This window comes from Terriglobia bacterium (assembly GCA_032252755.1).
In the GTDB taxonomy this organism is placed as follows: domain Bacteria; phylum Acidobacteriota; class Terriglobia; order Terriglobales; family Acidobacteriaceae; genus JAVUPY01.
Map to the genome: position 1 here is coordinate 116,072 of JAVUPY010000017.1, position 26,102 is coordinate 142,173.

Annotated in this window: 22 protein-coding genes and 1 pseudogene; 13 read left to right on the forward strand and 10 right to left on the reverse strand. The window is 57.3% G+C overall.

Going from position 1 to position 26,102, the window contains the following annotated elements:
- Positions 1-8 precede the first annotated feature (8 nt).
- The 11 genes from ROO76_03295 to ROO76_03345 all read left to right on the forward strand — a co-directional run bounded on the left by ROO76_03295 (position 9) and on the right by ROO76_03345 (position 10,041).
- Positions 9-326, forward strand: a complete 318-nt coding sequence (locus tag ROO76_03295; protein ID MDT8067172.1) for a TusE/DsrC/DsvC family sulfur relay protein — start codon at positions 9-11, stop codon at positions 324-326.
- 4 nt (positions 327-330) lie between these two features.
- A complete protein-coding gene (locus ROO76_03300; GenBank protein MDT8067173.1) occupies positions 331-774 on the forward strand; it encodes an RsbRD N-terminal domain-containing protein in 444 nt (147 codons plus the stop codon).
- 6 nt (positions 775-780) lie between these two features.
- A complete protein-coding gene (gene dsrM / locus ROO76_03305) occupies positions 781-1,794 on the forward strand; it encodes a sulfate reduction electron transfer complex DsrMKJOP subunit DsrM (GenBank protein MDT8067174.1) in 1,014 nt (337 codons plus the stop codon).
- Positions 1,769-3,370 carry a (Fe-S)-binding protein gene (locus ROO76_03310; protein MDT8067175.1) on the forward strand — a complete coding sequence of 534 codons (1,602 nt, stop codon included), beginning with the start codon at positions 1,769-1,771 and terminating at the stop codon, positions 3,368-3,370. The genes dsrM and ROO76_03310 overlap by 26 nt, the downstream gene beginning before the upstream one ends.
- On the forward strand, positions 3,363-3,761 hold the full coding sequence (gene dsrJ / locus ROO76_03315) for a sulfate reduction electron transfer complex DsrMKJOP subunit DsrJ (protein MDT8067176.1): 399 nt from the start codon (positions 3,363-3,365) through the stop codon (positions 3,759-3,761). Before ROO76_03310 ends, dsrJ begins: the two co-directional genes overlap by 8 nt.
- Positions 3,758-4,516, forward strand: a complete 759-nt coding sequence (locus ROO76_03320) for a 4Fe-4S dicluster domain-containing protein (GenBank protein MDT8067177.1) — start codon at positions 3,758-3,760, stop codon at positions 4,514-4,516. The genes dsrJ and ROO76_03320 overlap by 4 nt, the downstream gene beginning before the upstream one ends.
- A 12-nt stretch (positions 4,517-4,528) precedes the next feature.
- Positions 4,529-5,680 carry an NrfD/PsrC family molybdoenzyme membrane anchor subunit gene (gene nrfD, locus ROO76_03325; GenBank protein MDT8067178.1) on the forward strand — a complete coding sequence of 384 codons (1,152 nt, stop codon included), beginning with the start codon at positions 4,529-4,531 and terminating at the stop codon, positions 5,678-5,680.
- 2 nt (positions 5,681-5,682) lie between these two features.
- A complete protein-coding gene (gene cobA / locus ROO76_03330) occupies positions 5,683-7,392 on the forward strand; it encodes a uroporphyrinogen-III C-methyltransferase (protein ID MDT8067179.1) in 1,710 nt (569 codons plus the stop codon).
- An 18-nt stretch (positions 7,393-7,410) separates the two neighbouring features.
- Positions 7,411-7,668 (forward strand): hypothetical protein, encoded by a 258-nt coding sequence (locus ROO76_03335; GenBank protein MDT8067180.1) that lies wholly within the window; start codon positions 7,411-7,413, stop codon positions 7,666-7,668.
- Positions 7,669-7,681: 13 nt separating this feature from the next.
- Positions 7,682-9,109: a cobyrinate a,c-diamide synthase gene (locus ROO76_03340; protein ID MDT8067181.1), complete on the forward strand. Its 1,428-nt coding sequence runs from the start codon at positions 7,682-7,684 to the stop codon at positions 9,107-9,109.
- A gap of 164 nt (positions 9,110-9,273) precedes the next feature.
- Positions 9,274-10,041, forward strand: a complete 768-nt coding sequence (locus tag ROO76_03345; GenBank protein MDT8067182.1) for an RHS repeat-associated core domain-containing protein — start codon at positions 9,274-9,276, stop codon at positions 10,039-10,041.
- Between the two features lie 1,263 nt (positions 10,042-11,304).
- On the opposite strand, the gene ROO76_03350 is transcribed toward ROO76_03345, so the two are convergent.
- The 10 genes and pseudogenes from ROO76_03350 to ROO76_03395 form a co-directional block, all read right to left on the reverse strand.
- Complete coding sequence (locus ROO76_03350) at positions 11,305-11,838, reverse strand: hypothetical protein (GenBank protein ID MDT8067183.1); 534 nt, start codon at positions 11,836-11,838, stop codon at positions 11,305-11,307.
- Between the two features lie 51 nt (positions 11,839-11,889).
- A pseudogene (locus tag ROO76_03355) lies at positions 11,890-12,069 on the reverse strand (RHS repeat-associated core domain-containing protein).
- Between the two features lie 703 nt (positions 12,070-12,772).
- On the reverse strand, positions 12,773-14,623 hold the full coding sequence (hybB, locus tag ROO76_03360) for a Ni/Fe-hydrogenase cytochrome b subunit (GenBank protein ID MDT8067184.1): 1,851 nt from the start codon (positions 14,621-14,623) through the stop codon (positions 12,773-12,775).
- The gene (locus tag ROO76_03365; GenBank protein MDT8067185.1) at positions 14,601-15,368 is read right to left on the reverse strand and encodes a 4Fe-4S dicluster domain-containing protein; all 768 of its coding nucleotides are present in this window, start codon (positions 15,366-15,368) and stop codon (positions 14,601-14,603) included. Before ROO76_03365 ends, hybB begins: the two co-directional genes overlap by 23 nt.
- On the reverse strand, positions 15,365-16,165 hold the full coding sequence (locus ROO76_03370) for a hypothetical protein (GenBank protein MDT8067186.1): 801 nt from the start codon (positions 16,163-16,165) through the stop codon (positions 15,365-15,367). Before ROO76_03370 ends, ROO76_03365 begins: the two co-directional genes overlap by 4 nt.
- A 19-nt stretch (positions 16,166-16,184) precedes the next feature.
- The gene (locus tag ROO76_03375) at positions 16,185-17,594 is read right to left on the reverse strand and encodes a (Fe-S)-binding protein (protein ID MDT8067187.1); all 1,410 of its coding nucleotides are present in this window, start codon (positions 17,592-17,594) and stop codon (positions 16,185-16,187) included.
- A 683-nt stretch (positions 17,595-18,277) separates the two neighbouring features.
- Entirely contained in the window at positions 18,278-19,585 is a 1,308-nt protein-coding gene (locus tag ROO76_03380) for a citrate synthase (protein MDT8067188.1), read from the reverse strand.
- Between the two features lie 459 nt (positions 19,586-20,044).
- Positions 20,045-20,410, reverse strand: coding sequence for a hypothetical protein (locus tag ROO76_03385; protein ID MDT8067189.1), 366 nt, complete (start codon positions 20,408-20,410; stop codon positions 20,045-20,047).
- A 196-nt stretch (positions 20,411-20,606) separates the two neighbouring features.
- Positions 20,607-20,969, reverse strand: coding sequence for a hypothetical protein (locus ROO76_03390; GenBank protein MDT8067190.1), 363 nt, complete (start codon positions 20,967-20,969; stop codon positions 20,607-20,609).
- A gap of 291 nt (positions 20,970-21,260) precedes the next feature.
- The gene (locus tag ROO76_03395) at positions 21,261-21,821 is read right to left on the reverse strand and encodes a hypothetical protein (protein ID MDT8067191.1); all 561 of its coding nucleotides are present in this window, start codon (positions 21,819-21,821) and stop codon (positions 21,261-21,263) included.
- Between the two features lie 2,838 nt (positions 21,822-24,659).
- On the opposite strand from ROO76_03395, the gene ROO76_03400 reads away from it, so the two are divergent.
- Together ROO76_03400 and ROO76_03405 are read left to right on the forward strand one after the other, a co-directional pair.
- Entirely contained in the window at positions 24,660-24,878 is a 219-nt protein-coding gene (locus ROO76_03400; protein MDT8067192.1) for a hypothetical protein, read from the forward strand.
- Positions 24,875-26,095 carry a tyrosine-type recombinase/integrase gene (locus ROO76_03405; protein MDT8067193.1) on the forward strand — a complete coding sequence of 407 codons (1,221 nt, stop codon included), beginning with the start codon at positions 24,875-24,877 and terminating at the stop codon, positions 26,093-26,095. Before ROO76_03400 ends, ROO76_03405 begins: the two co-directional genes overlap by 4 nt.
- Positions 26,096-26,102: the final 7 nt, after the last annotated feature.

The window sequence follows — 26,102 nt, forward strand, 5'->3', positions numbered from 1 at the left end:
GGAGACAGATGCCTACATTCGAAGTGGAAGGAAGAAAGTACGAAGTCGATGAAGACGGCTTTATGCAGGAGCCCGAACGCTGGAGCGACGAAGTAGCGAAGGACTTTGCCCACAGCGAGGGGATCGAGGCGCTCACGGAAGAGCACTGGAAGATGATCCACTACATCCGCGATTACTACGTTCAGTTCGGAATCGCGCCGATGGTGCGCAAGCTCTGCAAAGAGACCGGGTTCCCTCTGAACAAGGTATATCAGTTGTTCCCGTCGGGGCCAGCCAAGGGTGCTTGCAAGCTTGCCGGGCTGCCAAAACCGACCGGTTGCGTGTAGGCCCATGCAGGCGGACGCTATCGTCGAACCATGGTTCGCGAGGACGGTGGAATTGTATCCCGAGTTGACGGCGCGTTTCCTCACCGCCGAAGAGGATCCCTTCCGCAATCCCGTGGGCCACGCCTTGCGGCAAAGCCTTGCCACTCTCGCCAACGAACTCGTTGGCGAGATGGACAAGGAGAAGATCGCAGCCGCTCTCGACGATATCGTGCGCATCCGCGCCGTTCAGGATTTTTCCCCGAGCGAGGCCGTGGGTTTCATTTTTCTTGCGAAGCCGATCATTCGTCGGCTCACAACCTCCGATTACGACTTTTTCGATAGACGGATTGATGAGCTCGTATTGCTGGCCTTCAACGCCTACATGCGGTGCCGGGAGCAACTCGCTGACGTTCGCATCCACGAAGCACAACGTGCGCTCGGCCGATACTGGCACCCGGAACAAGGTTGAGAAATCATGGCTGCCCTTTACTCATTCCTTGCTGTTGCGGTCGTGATAGCGGTCGCCGCCCTGGCGGGACGATCGAGCGAAGGCCGTTTCCTCCTCTACACGGTGATTCCGTACACGGCCGCCGCAATCTTCCTTGGCGGCTTCTGCTACCGTGTAATCGCCTGGGCAATGTCGTCCGTTCCCTTCCGAATCCCTACAACTGCCGGTCAACAGAAGTCTTTGGCGTGGATTCGAAACGCTAAGCTCGACAATCCGTTCACGGGTTTTGCGGCAGTCGGACGGATGGCGGTCGAAGTACTGCTCTTCCGTTCGTTGTTCCGCAACAATCGGTCGCGCCTCGAAGACGGACGTCTGATTTTTGGCGAGAACAAGTATCTCTGGCTGGCAGCACTGTCGTTTCACTGGTCGCTGCTGGTCATCCTGCTTCGGCATTTGCGCCTATTGATCGAGCCGGTTCCTGCTTTCGTCCTCTGGCTGGAGAAACTCGACGGCTTCTTCCAGGTGGGGACCCCAGCGATATACATGTCCGACATCGTTGTGATCGTCGCACTGGCTTACCTCCTGCTACGCCGTTTCCGGGATCCGCTGGTTCGCTACGTGTCGCTCTTCACCGACTACTTCGCGCTGTTTCTGCTTCTTGGTATCGCCATCACCGGATTCACGATGCGAAACATCACCCGGGTTGATGTGGTCTCGGTGAAACAGTTCGCACTCGGAATCGTCTCGTTCCATCCGGCGGTGCCGCAAAACCTCGGCGCAATGTTTCTGGTTCATCTCGCGCTCGTCGCAACACTGGCGGCGTACTTCCCCTTTAGCAAGCTCATGCACATGGGCGGAATCTTCCTCAGCCCAACGCGCAACCTTGCCAACAACAACCGTGCCCAGCGGCACATTAACCCGTGGAACTATCCCGTGAAGACGCATACCTACGCCGAATGGGAAGAGGAATTCCACGACAAGCTGGAAGCAGCGGGTATCCCGCTCGAGAAGGAACATGTCGGAACCTCTCACGCAGATTGAGATAAAACCGCGGCCTCCTCGCGGCGACTGGCAGGATCCGAAAGTCGAGTTCCGCAAGGGTGTGTACTGCTACGCCGCAGCGCCCAAGAACCTGAAGGCACTTGGTCTGCCGAACGCGCGTGAATGGCAGCCCTTCGACGCCGACTGGAAGCTGCCGCCGGACTGGAAAAAGATCATCCTCGACGGGATGCGCGAGCGCATGCGTCGCTTCCGCTCCTTCCGTCTCTTCATGGACATCTGCGTGCGCTGCGGAGCGTGCGCCGACAAGTGCCATTTCTATCTCGGATCGAGCGATCCCAAGAACATGCCTGTAGCCCGCGCCGAGCTGGTGCGCTCGATATATCGGCGCTATTTCACGATGACCGGGCGCATCTTCCGCGGCCTCGCAGGCGGCCGAGAGTTGACCGAGGATGTCATCAAGGAGTGGTACTACTACCTCTATCAGTGCACCGAGTGCCGGCGCTGCTCGGTCTTCTGTCCTTATGGCATCGACACCGCCGAGATCACGATGATCGGCCGTGAACTGCTGAACCTCATCGGATGCAATACCAACTGGGTGCTCGAGCCCGCCGCCAACTGCTTCCGCACCGGCAACCACCTGGGAATCCAGCCGCACGGCTTCAAGGACAGCCTCGAGTTTGCCGCCGATGAACTCGCCGAGATCACCGGCGTACGCGTGGACGTTCCCATATTCCGCAAGGGCGCCGAAGTTCTCTTCGTCATGCCTTCGGCCGACTACTTCGCCACACCGCATTACTACACCCTACTCGGCTACATGATGCTTCTTCATGAGATCGGCCTGGACTTCACCTTCAGCGCCTATGCCTCGGAAGGCGGCAACTTCGGGCTCTTCAGTTCGCACGAAATGATGAAGCGGCTGAACGCCAAGATCTACGACGAAGCGCGCAGGCTGAAGGTCAAGTGGATCCTCGGCGGCGAGTGCGGCCACATGTGGCGCGTCTTGCACCAGTACATGGACACAATGAACGGTCCCGCCGACTTTCTCGAGGTCCCGGTTTCTCCCATCACCGGCACTCGCTTCGAGCACGCGAAGTCAACGCGGATGGTGCACATCTGCGAGTTCACCGCCGACCTCATCCACAACGGCAAGCTGAAACTCGATCCCAGCCGCAATGACCACTGGAAGGTCACTTGGCACGATTCCTGTAATCCAGCGCGCGCCGTCGGATTGTTGGAGGAACCGCGCTACATCATTCGCAACACGTGCCACAACTTCCACGAAATGCCGGAGAACACGATCCGCGAGCAGACTTTCTGCTGCGGCAGCGGCTCCGGGTTAGGCTCCGATGAAAACATCGAGATGCGCCTGCGCGGCGGCTTCCCTCGCGCTAATGCAGTCAAGTACGTGAAGGAGAAGCACGGAGTCAACCTGCTGGCGTGTATGTGCGCAATCGACAAGGCGACGCTGCCGACTCTGCTCGAGTACTGGGTTCCCGGCGTCGAGGTCGGCGGCGTTCATGAGCTTCTTGGAAACGCTCTCGTCATGAGCGGCGAGAAGGAGCGTACGACAGATTTGCGCGGCCAAACACTCGCGCAGGAGGTGGTCCATGCGTGACCGGATACTCATCTCCGTAGGCTTGCTCCTGTTCCTGGCTCTCTTTAGCTACCCGGCCTGGCATGCCGTGTTTGCCGACACGAGCACCGCCGGGCCCAAAATCGAACTTCCGCAAAACGAGAAGACTTGTGTTGCTCCGCGGGAAACCATGCGCGCCGCGCACCAAAAGTTACTGATCCAATGGCGCGAGAACGCCGTCCGCAATGGCGACCTGACCTATACGGCATACAACGGCAAGAAATACCACGTGGGGCTTTCGACCAACTGCATGCAATGCCACCACAACAAGGCCCAGTTCTGCGACAGCTGCCACACCTATGCCGGCGTTTCGGGTCCCTACTGCTGGGACTGCCACGTCGCTCCAACGCTGACTGCGCGGAGGACCCCATGAAGATCACCCGAAAGGAGTTCCTCACGATCGCAGGTCTGGCCGGCGCCGGCGTGGGTGCCACCAAACTGGTTCGCGCCATCGAACCCGCTGAGCCAATGACAGGGTCAAAAGGGAAGCAGTTCGGCTTGGTCATCGATTTCCAGAAATGCCGCAACGATAAAGGTTGCGAACAATGTCTCACCGCTTGCCGGCTCGCCCACAATATCCCTCAAATCCCCGAGCCGGCACATGCGGTGAAGTGGATATGGAAGGAACCGGTCGACAAGGTCTTCCCCTTCCAGCAGAACGACTACACACGGCAGATGTTTTCCGGCCATGTGTTGCCGATCCTCTGCAATCACTGTGCCGACCCTGCCTGCACGCGCGTTTGTCCTACGCAGGCGACCTGGAAGCGACCTGAAGACGGGATCGTCATGATGGACTGGCACCGCTGCATCGGTTGCCGCTACTGCATGGCCGCATGTCCCTACGGCTCGCGCAGTTTTAACTGGGTCGATCCGCGACCCTACATCCATCCCGAAACCGCTGATTTCCCCAGTCGAACCAAGGGTGTGGTGGAGAAGTGCAATTTCTGCGAGGAACGGCTGGCTGTCGGCAAGCAGCCGGCATGTGTCGAAGCCTGCGCCGAGAAGGCGCTCGTCTTCGGTGACTTGAATGATCCGAACTCCCCCGTCCGCGAACTCCTGCGAACGCGCTTTGCGATTCAGCGCCAGCCGGAACTGGGGACGGGACCTTCGATCTTTTACCTGGTGTAAACGACTATGTTCATGCTCGAAAAGGCGATCGTCGGCAGTCGCAGGTACTGGAGTTGGGTGGCACTTCTGCTGGCGGTGATCGGCCTCGCTTTCTCCGCCTATCTCCGTCAGTTCACCCAAGGTCTGGGAATCACCGGCATGAGCCGCGATGTCAGTTGGGGCCTCTACATTGCCCAGTTCACGTTTTTCGTCGGCATTGCCGCCTCTGCCGTGATGGTGGTCCTTCCCTACTACCTGCACAATGTCAAGGCGTTCGGCCGGATCACAATTGTTGGCGAGTTCCTCGCGATCTCCGCTGTGACCATGTGCATGCTCTTCATCTTTGTGGACATGGGCCAGCCGACGCGCGTGCTCAACGTGATGCTGCATCCCAGCCCGCGCTCCATCATGTTCTGGGACTTCATCTCACTCACTGGCTACTTGCTGCTGAATTTCGTGATATCGCTGGTGATGCTTAGCTCGGAGCGCGAGGGCGTCGCCCCGCCTCATTGGATCAAGCCCGTCATTATTCTTTCGATCCCGTGGGCGGTCAGCATTCACACCGTAACGGCCTTTCTCTACAGCGGCCTGCCGGGTCGCGGGTTCTGGCTCACCGCCATCATGGCGCCGCGCTTCCTCGCCTCGGCGTTTGCTTCCGGACCGGCGCTGCTCATCTTGCTCTGCCTTCTGCTCCGGCGTGTCACCTCGTTCGATTGCGGCAGTGAAGCGATTCGAAAGCTGAGCGTGATCGCGACATATGCCATGTCATTGAGCGTCTTCTTCGTTCTGCTGGAAATCTTCACTGCGTTTTACAGCGCGCGCCCGGAAGAGATGGAGCATTTCAAGTACATCTATATCGGCTTGAATGGCGATCGCCATCTCGCCTGGTGGATGACCCTGTCCGTCACGCTCGGCGTAATCGCGCTCGTGTTGCTGCTCGTTCCGAAGCTCCGTAACAACGAGAAACTTCTGGCCGTCGCTGCGGTCTGCGTCTTCGGCTCACTCTGGATCGAGAAAGGCATGGGCCTGATTATCGGCGGCTTCGTGCCTTCGCCGCTCGGCGACGTTACTCGTTATTCGCCCACGTTGCCCGAGTGGACAATCGCAGCCGGCATCTGGGCCATAGGTGCATTAATGATCACCGTCTTCTGCAAGATCACCATATCCGTCCGGGAGGCGAATTGAAGATGGCACAGATCGGAAAAGTGTATTTGGTAGGTGCAGGGCCTGGTCATCCCGAGTTGCTCACCATCAAGGCGGCCGAACTGATCAAGACCGCCGACGTAGTCATCTATGATCGCCTGATCCAGGAAGAAGTACTCGCGCTGGCGCGCCCCTCTTCACAACGCATCTACATGGGCAAGCCAGTCGGCAAACACGACTCGCGCCAGGATGAAGCGAACGAGTTGATGGCGCGAAAGGCACGCGAAGGCAATATGGTGGTCCGCCTGAAGGGCGGCGATCCTTTCCTCTTTGGCCGCGGCGGCGAAGAAGCTGAATACCTGGCGGATCACGGAATTCCCTTTGAGGTGATTCCCGGCGTCTGCTCGGCCCTTTCGGCGCCACTCAGCGCGGGAATTTCGGTTACGCATCGCGACGCGGCTTCCGCAGTGGCTATCGTGACCGGCCACAATGCTGATAGCACCGAGTCGCGCATCGATTGGAATGCCCTCGCGAAAATAGACACCCTCGTTTTCCTGATGTGCGTTCACAATCTTGAAAAAATCGCGGACAGCCTGATCGCCGCGGGTCGTTCACCCGAAACGCCGGCCGCCCTCGTGCAGATGGCTTTCTGGCATGATGAGGCGGCCCTGACCGGCACGCTTTCGACGATAGCCGCGGACGCAAAACGGTCAGGCATCAAGCCGCCGGCCACATTGGTGATCGGCGAAGTGGTTCGTCTGCGCGAGAAATTGAAAACTTCACAACGGGACTTGCAGCGCGTTGGCCACACTTCCGGGCTCCCCGGTCCCGCCCCCGATGAACTCCTTCGTCTAGCAACAGGGAGTTTCGGATCGCAGGTCCTGGGATGGGCTCTCGAGACCGGCATCTTCGACTTGCTGGAAGAAGCGCAGCCTGTTTGCGATGTCGCGTCCGAACTCTCGCTTGACGCGGACGCTCTGAACGAAATCCTGCAATCGCTGGTGGCCCTGCGCCTTCTCGAGTTCCGTCCGGAGGGATATCGCAACCTGGAACTCGCATCGCGTTATCTGCGCCGGCAATCGTCCCAGAGCCTCCACGCAGCCCTGCTCTACCACGTGACACAGTTCTGCCGCTGGGATCGCCTGAGCGAGTTCGCACGCCACGGCAAACGAGCAGGCGATCCAACGCGGCATAGCGAGTTGCGACTGCAGATGGCCGAGTGCCTTGCCGCATTTGCCGCTCCTGCCGTGGCCGACCAGATGGAGCTTCCGACGCTGGCTCCGGTCCTGGTCATCGGTTGGGGCGCGAAGGCCTACCGCGACGTCATTGCGCAGCGGTGGCCCTCGCTCGAAGTCCGCGAATGGAATGTCTTTCGCGACCAGCCTTACCCCGCTATCCCGGGCCGGTACGGAGCCGTGATCCTTTCCGGCGTCCTGGAGTGGTGTGGTGCGGCGGAACTCGAGTCCTTGCTCGGACAGGTGCAGTTCGCGCCGGGTGCACTGTTGTTCTGCCAGGACACGCTGCTGCCCATCGGAGTGCAACCACCGCCGCACGTCTCGTTGCGCATGCTCGCGCTCCAGGTCGCAAATGGCCATTCGCACGCGTGGTCGACTACGCGGTTAACCACTTCACTGCAGAAATTGGGCTTTGCCGTTGAGCAAGGTAAACCCGTACTTGCGGGTTCCGCGCTGATCATCGCGCGCAGCCCGCAAACAGTTAACGCAGCACTAGTCGCTGCATCGGCCGCGGACTGACGCGGCCCAGGAGGATGTATGCCAGAAACAGTATCAGCCGAACAAGTCGCTGAAGATATGTATGCCATGGTTGCCGAATGTGCCGGCAAGCGGAACATCAAGCCCGGAGACCTGATCAAGGCAATGGTGGCGAAGTACGGCGAAGCTGCCTGCAGCCGTGACACCTGCAAGCAGGCTATTCGCATCCTGATCGAATCCAGCCGTTGCGTATACAGCTACCTTGGCGGCTCGTACATTCAGTTGCCGCCCAAGGAGGACGTCGCGAGCTCTAACTGACAGGATGCCACTGGTGAAAATCGTGAACAGTCATCCCTTGCCTCGTCTCATGGTGGCCGGCCTCACTGGCGGCAGCGGAAAGACGCTTGTCTCCATGAGCCTGCTGATCGCCGCGCGACGCTCCGGCGTCCCCGTGTGCGGATTCAAGAAGGGACCTGACTACATCGACAGCAACTGGCTCAGCTGGGCTTCGCGGTGCCGCGCCCGCAATCTCGATTCCTATCTCATGGGTTTCGATCGCGCAGCCGCCTCATTCGAGGCGACCGCCTGCGGTGGGTTCAACCTCGTCGAGGGCAATCGCGGAGTTTTTGACGGGCTTGACGCCGTTGGCACCCACAGCAGCGCCGCGCTCGCCAAGCGTCTCCAACTTCCAGTGATCCTCGTCCTGAACGTGACCAAGGTTACCCGTTCGGCGGCGGCATTCGTGCTCGGTGCTCGCGCCCTCGATCCCGAACTCAATATCGCCGGCATCGTCTTGAACAACCTTAACGGACGCCGCCACGAACGAGTTGTGCGCGATGCGATCGCGTCCGCCTGTGATATCCCGGTGGTCGGCGCGGTGCCCAGACTCGATATCTCCGAACTGGTCCCGGAGCGTCATCTCGGACTGGTTACACCGGAGGAGTTCCCCGTCCTCAGTGCCCTTGAGCACCAGCTCGGAGAGATCGCGTCGCACAATGTAGATCTTGATGCCATCCTGCGAATCGCCGCCACTGCCCCGCCCCTCACGATCACACCACTCCCCGAGACGACTTGCCGCTGCGGTTCCGGATTGAAGATCGCCTATATAAAGGACCGCGCGTTCAGCTTCTACTACGCCGAGAACCTGGAAGCTATCGAGCGCTCCGGAGCACAACTGGTCGAAATCTCAGCGCTGTCGAATTCCGAGCTTCCGCCGGACATCAACGCTCTCTACGTTGGGGGCGGTTTTCCCGAGACGCAGGCTGTGACGCTTCGTGCCAACGAGAGTTTCCTTCGATCGCTGCGGAACGCCGCCGAGCGAGGCCTTCCTATTTACGCCGAGTGCGGCGGCCTCATGCTGCTGTCGCATTCCATTCTCTGGAAGGGGAAGTCGTTTCCAATGGCGAACGTTTTCCCATTCGATGTGCAGGTGCAGTCGACCAAGCAGGGACACGGGTACACCGAACTGCAAGTGGACCACCCAAATCCTTTCTTCGAAATGGGAACGAGTTTACGAGGGCACGAGTTTCACTACTCTCACGTGGTCCTTGAAGGTACAGTGCCCGCAACCGCCTGCGCTGTACGGCGTGGCACAGGGATCGGGAATAACCGCGACGGTCTCATCACGAAAAACGTTTTTGGCAGCTACACCCACCTGCACTCTCTTGCCACACCGGAGTGGGCCAATGGGCTGCTGAAGGCGGCGAGGCGATATGCCGATTCGCATGCCACTCTGGCAGTCGTCTCGGAGAAAGCGTAAAGGCGAAGGCTAACCGTCCTCCTAGTGGGGTGCCGGGTACCAGGTACCGGGTGCCGGGTAAACCTCAGACGGCGTGATACGCCCTCCCCCGGCTCATTCTCTGGAATCAACGACAGTTACGTGGTGAATACTCGTCGCGAATTCGATAGCATTGTTTCCGCGCGATGCTGACCAAAAGTCAATCACGTTCTACCGGCAAAGAACGCGATGGTGAGACCGGGCTGGATTATTTCGGAGCAAGGTATTACTGGTCAAACATGGGCAGGTGGATGTCACCTGATTGGAGCGTTGAGCCAAAGGCCGTGCCGTATTCTGACCTCGCCGATCCACAGACACTTAATCTATATGGGTACGTGCGAAATAATCCGCTTGGCCATCCTGACGTTAATGGGCACTGCCCCCAATGTATCGTCGTGCTGGGGTGGGCTGTCGGAGTCGAACTTGGCCTATGGACTGGTGGCAGCATTTACTTTCACCTGCAGAAAGCGACTGCTGATGCAAAATATCAAGAGGAGACGGGAAGGCTTTACATAGACGCAAACAGGTTTCCGAATAGTCCTGGCTATTCACAACTCGATATCAATTCGCTCGCCCGCCAGACTACACTGAGTCAAGTCCAGACCTTTAAAGATGCGATTCAGGTCGGCCAAGACATCAATTCGATCGCTGGCAAAGGAAACCTGACGAGGGGCTCAGGAACCGCCACGGAAAAAGCAATCGGGGTGGGCCTGAGTACAGGGACTAAGACGGTTAGCGATTTTGTGAAGGATACAACTCCGACGACGCAGAATAAACAGCAAGACACTCAACGGACAGGCCAGCAGCTAAATCAACCGAAACCGACGCAGCCACCTCAGACTCCACCGCCGGTACCACAATCGGCTACGCCGAAACCACCACCACCCGTGTGCATTTCGAAGACGATGTGTTGATGGAGTAACGGAGGTCTCGTAATGTTGACTTTTGGCCGTTCAGGCAATCGATGTCTCGTAATCTTTTCACTATTTATCTGCGTGGTAATCTTTTCGCCTTCCATAATTGCTGCGGCATCGCGGATCATCTTTGGCACGGAGGTTTTGTTCCACGGGATGCTTATAGAGATTCCTCGAGGGTGGGTCCTTGTGCCGAGGGCGTGGCGGAACACCCCCAGTCCCGAGCTGATCAAATTACCAGTCACCCTATTCTCCAAATATCACCTTGGACACATGAGTTTTGCTGCGGAAAGCGACGCGACAAACTTCACCGATGAGAGCCTCGATAAGTGGAAACACGCAGTTGAATCACTCTATGTTCATCGCGGGTATACAGTTCATGGTCCCGATGAAATGAGTGGCGGAGAATCGACCTGTATTGTTGCCCTCGCGTCCGAGACTGAGCCGAATGCAATTGCTTTTTGTTATCTACAGAAGGGCAGGTTCAGTGCATCTTTCCAAGGTAAGAACGATGATCTCGACCAGTTCTTGAGGAGCATTCGAAATCTCAAGGTAATACAAACGTCGCCGGGAACGTAAGGAAACAGGCCCGCTGAGCGAATCAGCAGGCCGTTTCTCATGCAGCGGGATGCGTCTTGGAAATTCGGGGGAAATTCGGGGACAGACGGAAAATTCCCCAATTTCTGCACAACCCATCGCAATCTCACCGTATGACGTTCTTTGCCGGTGAAATGGTTCACTCACTGCACGCAGCCACAGTGGCAGAACTAGTAATGCGATACTCCATCGCATCTAGACTACTTAACTTAAAATTGGGATCACGCAATACGGTTCGAAAATCGAATGAAGGTGTCGGCCCAAGATAGATGCCAACGATGCCCTTAGAATAGGTATAGTGGAACAAGTAATTTGGAGCAGCGTCGAAAACCATCCATAAGTTGTTGTGCAGCACCGAAACGAGCTTTGGACGAAACCTGAGGCGCTTGTAATCTCCGTACGCCGCATCCTTGCACTGTCGAAAGTAGGCGAACGCAAATCCATGGTGGTCCGTCAGACACACTTCGAATTTGTCACTGCAATCCTGCAGTCCCGTACTTCGTGAGCGCGGTGTATCAAGAGTTCCAGTCCGCGTATCCAGGTTTATGGTGGCTCCATTCGATGCAGTAAATGTAGCCAGGAAACCGGCGTGCTCCGATGATCCCGACTGTGCCGTCGCTGCCGAAAGCAGCGTCACGAGCACAAAGAATATTCGTATACTACACTTCATTGGCAACCCCCTGGTATATCGCAGTCGAACGGAGCACCGACAGCTTCTGACATGCGCTTGCCGGCCGAGCTCGTGCCTTGTTCACGCGGCCACGAAATCATAGGCGTAACCGGATATTGTTGCGTCAACGCCTCTCCAAAGTGGGTTTCATGACCTAGCTCATGAAACGTCAAAGTAGTGAGCCCCACGAGCGGAGCCTCATTGCGGGCAGACGCGGCGTTAGCGTAGTCCGACACCGCCTGAGGATTTAGCTCGCTATGACCGGAGAATGAATCTCCTTTCCAGGTGCCACCTGTTCCGCCGCCAGCGCCGCCGTTATTGAAACCCTTGTTCGTCACGTCAAAATGTGTCCCGTTCCAAACAGCCTTGATCTCCTTCCCCGTCATTGACCCAATGACCTTACCCTTCGAGTCTTTGATATCAAATTTGTCCTTGTCATTTAGAGCATTCACGGCCTTGTCATACTTGTTCAATACCCCTTCCAGTTGCTTGCCAGCTTTTGTGCCTGCCGACCCCGTGTTCGGGTCCACATTTACCTTACAAGTCCCATCCTTGTAGTGATCGGCGCAGTGCCCATCCAGGTCGGCACGACTCAGAGGATTGTTCCTTACGTATGAGTACAGGTTCAACGTCTGTGGGTCACCGAACAATGCGTAGGGCACAGTCGTAGGTTTAGCAGCCCAATCGGGCGTCATGAACCTGCCCATATTCGAAGCGTTGTATCTAGCTCCGAAGTAGTCCAACCCGGTTTCGGAATCGCGTTCTTTGCCGGGTAGAACGTGATTGGGTTGACGTAAGCATGGGAAACGAAATCGTGCCCAATAAGGCTTACAGGGTCACAGATTTCTTTTCTTCCCGTTTTGGAACTGCCCGAAAATTTTCCTCATCCCCAACCACCAGCCCTCTTGACCACCCGAGTTACAATGGTTCTGGACACAGTCTTTCCAGCGGCGCCCCCAGTGGGCGCCGCCGCTTTTGGTGCCCTACCCTTCTCGGCCGCAGCCGGCGAGAGGGTGGGGCTGTTCGCTCTTTCACAACTCGTCGCATATCAGGGCACAGCTTCAGCCATGCCGTCTCGTATTCGTATCAGGGCACGGCTTCAGCCGTGCCGGAGGGACCGCAACCCCGCCGGGGCTTCATGCCCGACATCTGTCGTTGTCAGAAGATACGCGTCGCGTCGCACTTGACGCGACATAGCAGGCGTCGCCGTCCTCATCCTTTTTCTTTTACGGAGACTGAGAACGGAGAACGAGGTTTTGCTAATGGCTAATGGCTAATTGCTCACTCGCAAGCCACTAAAAATAAACACACTTTGATATTTTCAGATTTAAGCCCTTGTCCCTCAATATTTTACCGGGAAAATTTCCGTAAAATATTGAAAACAACGATTCGCAAAATAGGGGGGTGGGTACCCTGGGTACCCAGTAACGAGCTGTTAAGCCGGGCCAGCGGCCAGCCGAAGTCTCAGTTTCCTGGCGGTGGCAGGATTGGGCTGCCGGTGGAAACTGAGTTGCCGCGCAGGATGACGTCGCGAGCCTGGATCTCCTCCGGGCGTGTCTTGTGACACCACGCGCACTGGGTCATCTCCGGTTTCTTCTTCTCCACCGCTTTCTTCCGGTGACAGCCAAGGCAAGTGCGGTGCATGGCGTCAACGTAGCTGGGCGCAACGTAGGTCTTGACCTGGATGAGCGACTTCGGGGGAACCAGGTCCTTGTGACAACGATCGCAACGGACGGCGGTGGCGGCGGTTCGCGCCAGGCCGGGAGTGTGGCACTGATAGCAGGCGATGTTGGCACCATGGGGAGAGGCGTGCCAGTCGTGGCGGAAGACGTCGACAGCCTGGTACATCTCGCGATGGCAGGATGCGCAGTCGGAATTTTTGCTGCGCGGCAGGTTCATGTGGTGGCAGAGGACGCACGAGTCCTTCTCGCCGAGGCGCTTCTTGTGCTCGTCATGCTTGAAGGCGACGCCGGTGCCATCCAGGTTGGCATCGATCCAGAGCACTTCTCCGCCGCGTGCACGGTGGGCGGGTGTGGTTTCGATCCCTTGTTTCTGCGCGGCATTGGCGGTTAAGAGGCCAAAGCCAACAGCCGCAGCGACAACCGCCGCAAGCGAATAGACTGTGCGCGCACCAATCGCGTGCACGTCGAGCCAGGTAGTAGTGACCTCGTCGAATTCCGGGAGATGCCTGGGATCGGCCAGTGGATCCACGGGGCGTTGCTCCCAAACGCGGAAGTGCTCCATGATGAAGAGGAAGAGCAGCGTCGCAGCCGACACAATGCCAACGCTGATCGCCACTTCAGTCCATGCAGGAACATAGAAGCCGCCATTGGGCCGCAAGTGCGCCAGACCGCCGGTGTCGATGCGGTTGAAGACGACGCCAAAAACACCGATAGCGGCTCCCGCCCATTGTCCTTCGCGAGTGCGACGCACCTTCGGAATGGAAAACAGAACCAGCGGCACTACGGCTATCACGCAGATCTCGAACCAGAACAGGAACGTTCGAACATCCGCTGCAAACAGGTACAGTCCCTGATGCCGGATCAGCAGATCTCCGAAACGCAGTGCCAGGTACAGTACGAGTACCCATCGCACGGCTCCGGCGAACGAGGCCATCAGGTCCCGCTCCGGCTTGCGGCGATAGAGAAAGGCCGTGAAATGGCTCTCGAAGATGACCATCATCATGCCGAGTGCAATGGCGGAGATGAGGAACAGCAGCGGGAGCACCGGCGAATACCACAACGGCGAGAGCCGGTACGGCATGATAAGGAACAGCGAACCAAGCGAGGACTGGTGCAGGGTCGAGAGGCCGATTCCAAGCAGTACAAGCGGCAATCGCAGCCGCACCAGGAAGCTGCGAACCTTTGCCAGGCGCGGAAACTCCTCAGCCGGGACGGGCAGAAACTCGAGCGACAGAACAGTGAGGTACAGCATGACGCACCAGCCCACCTCGAACAGCGCTGAGCGCGGATTCCAGTAGACCATCATGTGCCAGATGTTCCACGGCAGTCCGAGATCGAAGAGGAGGCTGAACGCAACAGCGGCGTACCCGAGAAAAGCTGTCAGCACGGCAGGACGAACGATGGAGTGAAAGCGCTCGAGTTTGAAGATATAGACAGTCGCGGTGACGATGAAGCCGCCGGCGGCAAGCGCGACGCCACCCATTACGTCGAACCCGACCCACAATCCCCAGGCGTTTCCGTCGCCGAGGTTCGTGGTCGCGCCGAGGCCGAAGTAAAAGCGCGCTGCAGCGACCGCAGCCGCGAGTCCTACCAAAGTCCACAGCAGAAATTTAAGTTTCTGAACTCTGTCCATCCTCGGACTCTTTCTGGCGCTTGATTCGCCGCTCGATTACCCAACTGACGCCACCCATGAGCGCCAGCATTCCACAAAAGACAAACGGGACGCTCTCCATCGCGACCGAGGTAAGCGTCGGCAGGGCCGTCCCAGCGACTGAGGTGTTTCCGGTGAGGAACGACAGATCGACGCCCGAGATGTAGAGCACCGATGAGCCCCCAGCATCGCTTTCTCCCCAGACCTTGTTGAGGTAAAGATCGGGACGCAGTTCGATGCGACGGTGCGCCTCGGCGAGCAGAGCATCGCGATCGCCGAAGATGGTGGCCTTGGCGGGACAGGCTTCCGTGCATGCAGGCTGCTGCCCCTGCTTCACGCGGTCGTAGCACAGGATGCATTTGCGCACGTACGGTACGGCCGCTTCCCAGTCATAGCGGGGGATCTCGTAGGGGCACGCCATCATGCAATAACGGCAGCCCATGCACTTCACCGGGTCGTAGATTACCGGGCCGAACGAAGTCTTCTGCATCGCTCCGACTGGGCAGGCCGACACGCACGCGGGCTCCAGGCAATGGCGACACTGTTTGCGAACGTGCGAGTTGGCGGGACCGTCCACAACCGACGTCCAGTTGCGCGCGGTCAGGCCGTCGCCAACGTCCCATCGTCGCGGAACGTCGGGCGCAAGATGGTTTGTTTTCTTGCACGCGGCTACGCACTCGCCGCAGGCAATGCACTTGGTGACGTCCGTGAGGATCGCTGGCTTCATGAAACGCGGACCTCCTCCGATGCTGTGCCGGTTTTTGCGGTTGACGCTTGCTCTTCCGCAGGCGAAGGAGGCTCGAGGCGCGCCTTGGGAAGCCAGTTTGGCCGATCTTCGTAACCAAGCGTCTCGGCAACCCTGTCTCCACCCCCGACCGGAAACTTCCATGCCACTGCGGTGACGACCTGCGAAATTGGCGCAAGCACGCAATGCGCAATTCGAGTGAACGGCAGCAGCGCCAGGATCAGGTCGGCCGAGTAAACGTGCAGCAGCATGAATTGCTGATAACCATTTGCCGAAAGGCGCGCGTGCGAGCAGACAAACCCTGTGGCAAATGGTACGAGCAGCAGCGCCGGCCAGAGGTACTCCTGCAGCCCGCTCAACTTGCGGGTGGCGGCGGGAATCGCTCGTCCGAGGAGAAGCCCAATGCCGGCTACCAGCGTCGTTACGGTCAGAATGTCGGCGAGGCGCTGCGGAATGGCTCCCCAGGCAAAACCGGTGGAGCGGCGCCACAGGAGTACGTGCGCGGCGGCGAAGAGCGGTACAAGGATCAAGCCAATGTGGAATATCACCGACACGGCGCTGTATACCGGTCGCTTTCGCAGCAGGCTGCGGACTGGTAACAGCCAAGTCGCGGTCTGTAGACGAACGTCTTTCCAGTTGACGATTCGGTCCCAACTGCGGCGGTACGCGCCAGCGACACCCATCACCGTGAGTAACAGGATTCGGGCGAGCCCCAGGACCAGCACGGAGAACGACATCACGAAGAGCGGCCCGCGGCCAAATTCAATCCAAGTCTCCAATCTGTCCCCTCCGAAATGCCTAATCGAAAACGATGGCCTTATAGAGCAGGTCGTGCAGTCCCACGATCTGGCAGTCGATATGGTTGTCTTCCACCAACTCGCGGAGTTGCTTCTTGCAATTCGCACACGGGGCGACACAGTACTTCGCGCCGGTCGCGCGAATCTGCTCGGCCTTCGCGAGTCCGCCCACGGTAGTTCGGTACGGACGTATCTCGTCGATTGACACTGTCCCGCCCCCGCCGCCGCAGCAAATGTTATTTCGCCGGTTCGGCGTCATCTCCACGTAGTCGGAGCAAAACGCCTTGAGCAGTTCGCGCGGCTGTTCGAGGATCCAGCCCGGCCGTGCGATGTTGCAGGGATCGTGGTAGGTAATTCGTTCCGTTATTGCGCCCGGCTTCAGCTTCAGGCGACCTTCCTTCCAGGCCCGGTAGGTGTACTCCATGATGTTGATCACCGGGCGGCCATTCCGGCCCTCGCAGAAAGCCGGGTAGAAATACTTCGCGACGCGCGAAGCGTGGCCGCATTCCCCGATGATGATCTTCCTGGCGTGGAGACGGTCCGCCTCGGCCTTGATCTTCTTTACTACGTGCTCGAGCACCTGGTCGGAATAGAAGAGGCCGTAATTGATGCCATCGTAGTAGCCGGTGCCGATCGTCCAAGTGTCGCCCGTGGCTCGGAACACAGCGGCGTTTCCCATGAGGGTATCGGCTTCCATCATGAAGTCGGAAACGGCGGGGAAGAAAATGTACTCAGCACCATCCTGATCGATAGGAAATGGCACATCGACCCCGCGCTCCTCCTTCATCGAATCCGAGAGGAACTCCAGCGAATCCAGGAGTGCAGGAAGCGGGATCGCGGAAGTGTTGCCCGTCTTTCCTGTCAACTGTTCGCGCACGCTGACGGCCAGGGCTCGCGGCACGATTCCAATCTCCGAAAGTATGTACCGTCCGAGATGCGTGATCAGTGCGTGGTCTACTCCGACAGGACACTCGAAGACACAGCGGCGGCAGGCGGTACAGTTGTAGAACGCTGCGGCCATCTCCTGTACCTGGTCGTCAGTCAGGCCCGGGTCTCCGAGCAAACGGGCACGTAACATGCCGGCCACGGTGAAGTGTCGCCGATAAACGTTCAGCAACAGGCTGGACCGGTAGCATGGCACGTCGTGCGGATCGCCGGTCGCCTGGTAAACCTGGCAGCTCGTGGCGCAGCGCGCGCATTTCGCGATCACCCGAATGTAATGATCGAGGGCGACACGGTAGTTGGTGTGTTTCAGGATCGCCGCGAATGCCTCGAGGAAGCGCCTTGGCCGCTCCTTCACGTCGAAATCTTCGACGTGATAGCGGACCGGCAGCTTCTGCCGGGCGATGACGTCCTGCTTTTTTACGGTTGAGAAGGCCCTTTGCCGCTGCTCTTCGCTAATTCGCTCCATGGCACTATGGCACCCGAGCTGCCTATGCGGAGTGCGAGAGCGGTTCTGGACGAGCGGGCAATGAACGGGAGAAACCGTCTCTGACGCGGATTTCTGCGAACTTGCCAACCGGGCCAGCGCACTTCAAGAAAAGGCGCGATCAAGTCGTTACAACCAAAAACGGTATCCTGCCGCACATGCTGGCGCAAGCTTCCATATCACAGAAGATTGTGATTGAAGCGGGTTCCGCGAATGATAGACAAGTCTGACTCAGACACCAGAGGCCCGGCTTCGAGGAATTCATCATCTGCGGCCCTGGAAGTCCACTGAGCCTGATCTTTCGTCATGGGAATTGGAAGTCGGCTCGTTTTCCAATTTGCGCAGGACAAAGCGACAAGCCGCCTGTATGGATTTTGAGGCGAGCCGACGGGGCGCGCCGAAAAGAGTATAGACAGCTATGACAATGGCCACTACGAGAAACGCCGTTTCATGCATTGAGGCACCTCCCACTGGCCAACATGGCCATGGCAATCAAAGCCTGGAGCGGAAGACCTCGATGCGCATTCAATCCCGCGGATTTCGAAGAACAAGTCTCACGTTAACGGCCGGAACGAGAGATCACGCCGCCTGGACCTTTGGTCGCCGATGAAACTTCCCTGTACCAGTTCGTCCTTGTGGCTGATCTCTCAATCCTGCAAAGTGCTTTAGCGATGTGCCGCGACCGCCGACTCCTTCCAGTGCGGATCGACCTTGCGCTCGTCGTAGCCGACAAAGAGCTGCCGCGGACGAGATATCTTCTGTTCGGAATCGGTCAGCATTTCCTGCCACTGCGCCAGCCATCCGGACATTCGCGGAATCGCAAACAACACCGTGAACATCGCCGGCTTGAAGCCCATCGCTTCGTAGATAATGCCCGAATAGAAGTCGACGTTGGGATAAAGCTTGCGGCTGACGAAGTATTCGTCTTCCAGCGCGATCCGCTCCAGTTCGAGGGCGATCTCCAGCTTACGGTTGATTCCAGTGACGGAGAAAACCTCGCTGGCGGTCTGTTTGATGATGCGTGCGCGTGGATCGTAGTTCTTGTAAACGCGGTGCCCGAATCCCATCAGCTTGAATTTTCCGTCCTTCACCTGGCGAATGTATTCGGCGATGTTTTCTTTTTTGCCGATCTTGTCGAGCATGACCAGCACCTCCTCGTTGGCGCCACCATGCAGGGGACCTGAGAGGGCCGCGGCTGCGGCAGCAGCTGAAAGGTAGGGATCGGCATGCGAACTGCCCGTGCTGCGCATTACGTTTGCGGAGCAGTTCTGTTCGTGATCAGCGTGGAGGATGAAGAGCACGTCAAGTGCGCGGGCAAGCTTCGGATTGGCAACATACTTCGGCTCCACCATCTTCCAAAGCATGTTCATGAAGTTTTCCGTATACGTCAGATCGTTGTCGGGATAGATGAACGGGAACCCGACGCTGTGCCGATAGCCGTAAGCCGCGATGGTTGGAATCTTTGCTATGAGCCGAGCAATCTGGAGCCGGCGGTTCTCGGCGTTCGAGATGTCGCGCGCTTCCGGATAAACCGTGGAGAGTGCCGCGAGGGTACTGACCAGGATGCCCATTGGGTGGGCGTCGTAGCGAAAGCGCTCCATGAAGGTACGGGTCGTCTCATGGACCATGGTGTGATGGGTAATCAGTTCGATCCAGCTCTTTCGCTGCGTTGCATCGGGCAATTCACCGTGGAGGAGGAGATAAGCGACGTCGAGATATGTGCAGTGTTCCGCAAGTTGCTCGATCGGGTATCCGCGATACCGCAGGATTCCGCGGTCTCCGTCGATAAAGGTAATCGCACTTCGGCACGAAGCGGTATTCATGAATGCAGGGTCATAACCCATCAGGCCGAAGTCTTCCGGTGAAGTCTTGATTTGACGGAGATCCATTGAGCGGATCGCGCCGTCCTTGATGGGAATCTTGTACTGTTTGTCTGTTCGTTCGTCGACAACCGTGAGCTGATTGACGTTCATTTACCTTCTCCTTTTCCCGCAGCGGTCGAATGTTCAAGACGTGCAGTTATGATTCCATTCGTGTGGCCTTGGAGAATTACGGCCGCCCGGCGAATTGTCAGGCGAACAAGTCCGGAAAGATAGTGGTGCGCGGACGCTGTGCGCCGAAAATGGCAAATATGTTATGGCGGCTACAAAGACATTTCTGTGCGACGGCTCACAGGAAGATGTTTGGCTTGGGAGTGGGCTTTGGGGGCGTACGGCGCAGCAACTCAGATCAGGCCACTGAACTAGTTGGTGCCGGGAGGGGGGGTCGAACCCCCACGAGGGGTGAACCTCGGCGGATTTTGAGTCCCCCTCCCGATTCTCTCAAGTGCAGCAAACCCACATATTTACAGGCTGCAATGCAAACGGGCTAGTTTGTCTGGTGAGGTTTGGTGAGGGTCTGTTTCGGCCGGTTGGTCACGAATTGGTCACGTTTTACTGCTGATGTTCGTGACCGTCGTGAGCTTTCCCATCCCACTTGTACCCTGGGTCGTTGAAACTCGGCTTCGCGCTTCTCAGCTTCATCTTTGTGAACAGGGCCGCTGCTTCCGAGAGAGTCAGTACGACAACAACAGGTATCCACCATGCATCCGCGAAACTCTCAATCGCACCCGGTTGACGTCCGGGCTTGAAGCCAATCGGCGCCGTCAGAAAGCCGTATGCTCCGGCCAGAACCCAAATTGCGACAAAGATCAAAAAGACAATCAAGCTGCACACGGATACGATTCTGCTGAGGGAATTTATTGTCTCGTAGATGAGATCGCGCAGTTCTTCCAGCGGATCTTGGAATCTTTTCGGCATTAGTGGTCGGGAAGACCACACGGAGTATGCAATCGCGCTGCAACTCATGAGCCATCCGATGAGACCTGAATTGTCTTTGTGTTGAGGATCGCTTACCCAGACTAGCGTTAGCCCAATTGCGAGAATCGCGCCGCCAATGATGAGACGCAAAAGTACTCCAAATGTATCTTGCATGTTGAGCCCCATCTTTCTCGGCTTACTTCAGCCGTTTGACGAGAATTGTCTCGTTTTCATCCTCAACCTTCATGCGGCAACCAGATGAGGTTTCGTAGATTGTCACTTCTGGCCGATAAGAATAGCTATACATATAGGAATACTCGGCTTGCTCCCAAATCTGCCCGTTATCGAGTTTGAAGACCGTTTCGCCCTCCCATCCCTCGAAATCTCCAGTGATGTTGCTCTCGACAGCCGGACTACAAGGGGAAGAGGAGGATGGTACAGGAGCCGTTTTCTTCGCTGGAACAGTGATGTTTCCGTTCTCTGTCTCCTCAATCAACATCCTCGTGTACCGACGAAGCCATCCCGTGAAGGCGAGGCGCTGCGCGGGACTTAATGTCATGACGCCAGTGCTCTTTTGCTCCTCCGGGGTCATGAATTTTTCGATAGAAATTGAACCAGAAGCATTTTGGCAGACGGCGCCCGGTATGATTCCGCACAAACAAAACAGAACAACAGCCACGGCCAAAAACCGAGACATTACCCTATTCTCCTATTCTTGAAAGTACCCCACTCGGAGGCTCCGGTGCGGGGGTGGAGCTTCCTTGTCGCGTGTGGAGTTGGGGGAGCGTCGAACGTGCCGATGATAGGCACGGGAGACCGAGATTTCAAGAAAATCTATTCGATATGGTTATCAAAGTAATTTGAGCAGCCACGGCGGCACGGCGCGGGATTCCGCCTCCTGAAACCGTTGCAGATGGCGGTAGTAGGTCCGCCAGTGCATTCCTTTCGGTTTGAACAGCGGGTCATCAATGATTCCCGTTCCGCCTAGTTTCTCGTGGATGTCTTGCGCCTTGCGTAATGCGCGATAGTGCAGAACTTCCCTCTGGCACGGATAGGTGAGGTGGAGGCACTGCCGGCACGCGAATACCCCCGCACCATAGAGAATCGCGGCGCACCGTCCGCACGCTGGACATCGGAACCATGCACGCTTTCCCCCATAACGACACGGCACCCACTCCACGGCAACCGGATACCGTTTCTCTTGCCATTCGCCAAGCCCGCGCCGTGTTTTGTAGCGCAGCGTGACCGCATCTGGCGAAGCGGAAAGATAGATAAACGCAAAGCGCTCACCGCCTCTAGACCAGTTCACCGAGCCCGACCAACCTGGCCGCAAATAACCCTGCCTCCGTAGCCATCGAACATCGAGCGCGACATATTCAATCGTTGTATCGTGGAGTTGTTGGCGTCCCATTCGTCTTCTCCCGCACACTACCCAGAGAATGAATCGAAATCATTTGCGAACTTAGCCTATTTTTGATCTTTTTGCCTCCTGTCTTCCACGCTAGGATGGGCATGAGCCGGATAGCTGCTGACTGATCATCGGCGGCGACAAGGCGGGGCGCCTTCCCGTCCCCGCCTTCTTTGGCACTCCAAAACCGGGAAGGTCACGGAAGGGTGACTGATGACGGCACGGCGCGGGATTCTGACCCGCAGAAGTGACTTGGTACTCAGGGCGGGTAAGCATTCGGAACCAAAAACTCCGGGCAACTGGTTCACGATGCTGCTCGGGTATCCGACACCAATCGGAAAGAGTACGCTTCCCCAACTGGCGCTAGACAATTCCCACTCGAGGTTTCTTAGGAAGATGTGCGGAGGGGTGGATCCTCGGTTGGAGCAGAAATTTGCACGGCTGGTGCTTGTGAGTCTTCACTACATCCGAGAGGCCGGTGCCGACGGCGCGCGCCCAACAAAGAAGATGAACGGGCGCAAGACAAGCGAACTAGTTCGGAATGTTCGGCGTTCGCGTAATTCTGCACTCAACGCGGCTGAGGTACTCTTGGGACAGATCGAGCGCTTAATCCCACTCTTGCCGGACATTCCAAATCCCCCTATCGAGGAGCTGGCTAAGTTCGCGAAGGAAATGAATCAACTCGCAGACCGGCTCGAATCTCAACTGAGGCAGAACCATGGGTCCCGCTCTCGCCGAAAGCCTCGGCCCGAAAACATTGAAATCGTGGACCTGGCGGACTTTGTTCATCGGATGACCGGACGAAGGCACTGGGATCCACTTTCGCGATTGATTTCCTTCGCACTCTGCGACCCGCAGTTCGACGCGGAGCGACTTAGGCACTTGTTTAAGTACCACACGCGCTTGAACACAAGCATACAGCTGCGACCGGACCGGAGAATTTGGGGCGCGAAGTCTGCGCCGACTTCTTCCATGGAAAAACAAAAGGACTAGCTGCAACTCCAAATTACTCCACTAGATTAGTTGCACGGTTTGACTAGATTCGAGTGAGAAAGGAACAGCGCCCGTTCCGGGTCAAGGAAAGCGGACGCTGTAGGTGAATCTAGTGACCGTATTAGAAAACAGTTCCCCACGTGTTGCAAGCCGTCGTTTATCTCGCGTGCTTGCTCTCCTCAGTCGCGCATCGCGTCAATTAGACTGTGCTTCTCAATCGGCGCCCGACCGATACAACAGAGATCGTCTTTACAGCCTCTCAACCGGGCTGCGCGAACTGAGCATCCCGTTGTACCGTCTCGCCTCCACGCTGGAGAAAGGAGGTGAGGACTAGTGGGCGAGCTATGGCGCAATTACCCGGCAGCGCTTCCCCTGTGCACTCCGCAAGGGGCGCCAAAGAAGCATTCAAAGCGTATTCCGCAGGCTGACATTTTCCTGAAATTGTTGCGCGCAAGACGTGTAGAGGGAAGACCCGTTCAGCTTCCTGAAATTCGCGATTTGGGAATTTATCAATACACAGCCAGAGTATTCGAGCTACGCGAGCGCGGACACGTCATCGAGAACCAACTTGAGCGGGTTAATGGTCAGGTTCATAGCTGCTACTTTCTTACGCACGATGCGGAGGAGGATGCACGATGATGAGCGCAACCGTGCTTCCCTCACCTCCTACTCAATCCGAACGACAAACAACCGTACGCCAGATGTGGGAAGGGGGACCGCTGCGAAGCTGGTCCTCTATCAAATCCTCGAAGGCACCACTCGGATACAAGAACGGCTTTGTGGGTTCCTACGTCTGCGCAGTATGCCTTGAGCCGTGCGACGGAGTTTACCTCATCCGGGAAGGCTCTAGGTGGCTTTGCGGGCCATGTAAAGCGGAGGTCTGCTCCCGATGAAAGAACCTTCGCACGATGCAATCGAGTGGCGGGAGTATCCCCGCATTCTTCCCGGTGAGTATCGGGCATATTGCCGATGGAGCAAGCGCTACAAAGACCCTGGGTTCCGGCGCTGGCTCTGCCTGTTAGGTTGGGACGTTCTCAGCCCTGACCTGCTGCGCGTGATTGCCCGCGTTCCCCTGTGGTTCTCGCTTGGCAGTGGAGAGAAACCGCAGGCGTCTCGCCGGGGCCATTACCTGAAAGAGTGGACCCGGGCAAACGGGGCGCCACCTGTTCGCGGTGACCGTCTCTCTCCCCGCGTCTTCGTTCACAGAATGGCAACCGTTCAGATTGGCGATACCGACAGCCCTGCTCCGTATTCAGTAGTAAAGCGCATCCTCGAATGGGAAACGGGGCGCGCCGGTTCTCCGGGTCACTCGTTCAGCAAGTCACACAATCAAGAAGAGCAAGCGAATAGGCCCGACAGATCAGAGGGTTTCAGGGAATGATTGTCAATTCGCTGGCTTCGGCCCGAGCCGGGGTCGAGGGTGCAACTCACTCCAGCGCACACCCAAGGGGCGGGCCTGTGATTAGGCCCGCCAAAGGCAAAAGCGGAGGATTCAATATCCGCCGCGTCCTTCTAACAGATTGATTGTAAACGAGCTACAAAGGTGCGTGACTTACACGTGACCGATATACAGGAGCATGATGCAGGCGAAATCGACACCGAAACGGCTATTCCGGCTGAAAATGGCGGCCGAGTATCTGAGCGTGAGTCCGTGGAAATTGCGCCGTTTGATTTCCGATGGGAAACTGCCTGTGGTTCAGGATGGTGAGGGCGGGCCTTTCCTATTGGATGTGCGCGACTTAGACGGATTCGTAGAGCGAAACAAGTCTTTGATTTCCTTTTGATTTTTCGGGGAAATCAAATCGCTATTTTCTTGACATCTTGCCTAGCGTTACGTAAGATGAGTGCATGAAGAAAAACCCAGCAGCACAGGCACTTGGGAAACTCGGAGGAAAGGCGCGGGCCAAGGCCCTGACCGCCTCCGAGCTTTCCGAGATCGGCAAAAAGGGGGCACAGGCGCGGAAGAAGAATCTCACAGCCGCGCAGCGCTCCGAGATCGCACGGAAGGCCGCACAAGCCCGCATAGCGAAGTACGGCCAACAGCAACGAAAGGAGAAACAGTCATGAGGAAGAAAAAGGGAGAAGGGTGCATCTACCAGAGACCCGACTCCCCTGTTCTGTGGATGAAGTACTCCCGCAATGGTAAGACCTTTCGTGAATCCACGAAAACTGACGATCCCGATAAGGCCGGGAAGATGTTGAAGCGGCGCCTTGCCGAGATCATGACCGGAACCTTTGTGGGACCGAAGACTGAGCGCATCCGAGTCGATGAATTGGCCGATGATTTCCTCCGCGAATATCGGATCAATGGCCGCAAGAGCCTTGCCGATGTCGAGACGCGCTGGAATGCCCATCTAAAGCCATTCTTTGGCGTCCTGAGAGCCGTTGAAGTTGCGAGCAGTGTTATCGCTCGTTACGTCGATGCGCGCCAGCAGGAAGGCGCCAGCAACGCGACAATTAACCGCGAATTGGCCGCATTGAAACGGATGTTCCGATTGGGAATGTTGGCAACTCCTGCGAAGGTGCTCCGCCTCCCTGCTTTCCCCAAACTGAAAGAGAACAACGTGCGAAAGGGGTTTCTCGAGGATTCCCCGTATCGGAAGTTGGTAGAAGGTTCTGAACTGTGGTTCCGTACCCTTGTCGAGTGTGGCCGCACTTACGGTTGGCGCGTTTCGGAACTGTTGGGCCTCCGCAAACGGCAGGTCGATTTGGCGCAACGTGTAATCCGCCTGGAACCGGGGACAACGAAGAACAGCGAAGGCCGCGAAGTGATCATGACGGATGTTGTTTACACGTTGCTAGCGGCGTGCGTGATCGGCAAGAAGGCCGACGATTTTGTGTTCACGCGGAAGAACGGAAAGCCTGTCCGCGATTTCCGAAACACTTGGGAGAACGCTTGCGTGCGTGCGGGAGTTGGAAAGATCGTTTGCGCTCGCTGTTTTGCTCCCAAGATCTCGGGCCAGCATTGCCCGAAGTGCAAAGCGAAGCACTCGAAGTACACGGGCCTCATCTTCCACGATCTCCGCCGGACCGCAGCACGGAACCTCCGCCGCGCTGGAATCGCGGAAGGTGTGATCATGAGCATTGGCGGATGGAAGACTCGCTCCGTTTTCGAGCGCTACGCAATCGTGAGCCGGACGGATATTGCCGATGCCATGCGGAAACTCCAACAGACTGAAAAGGCCCTTGAGATAAGTCACGAATTGGTCACGTTGCCCACCTCACAGAAAAGTGACCAACTTGCAGCGGCGCCAGCCGTTATGCAGAAGTTCCACACTGCCTGATGTTTAG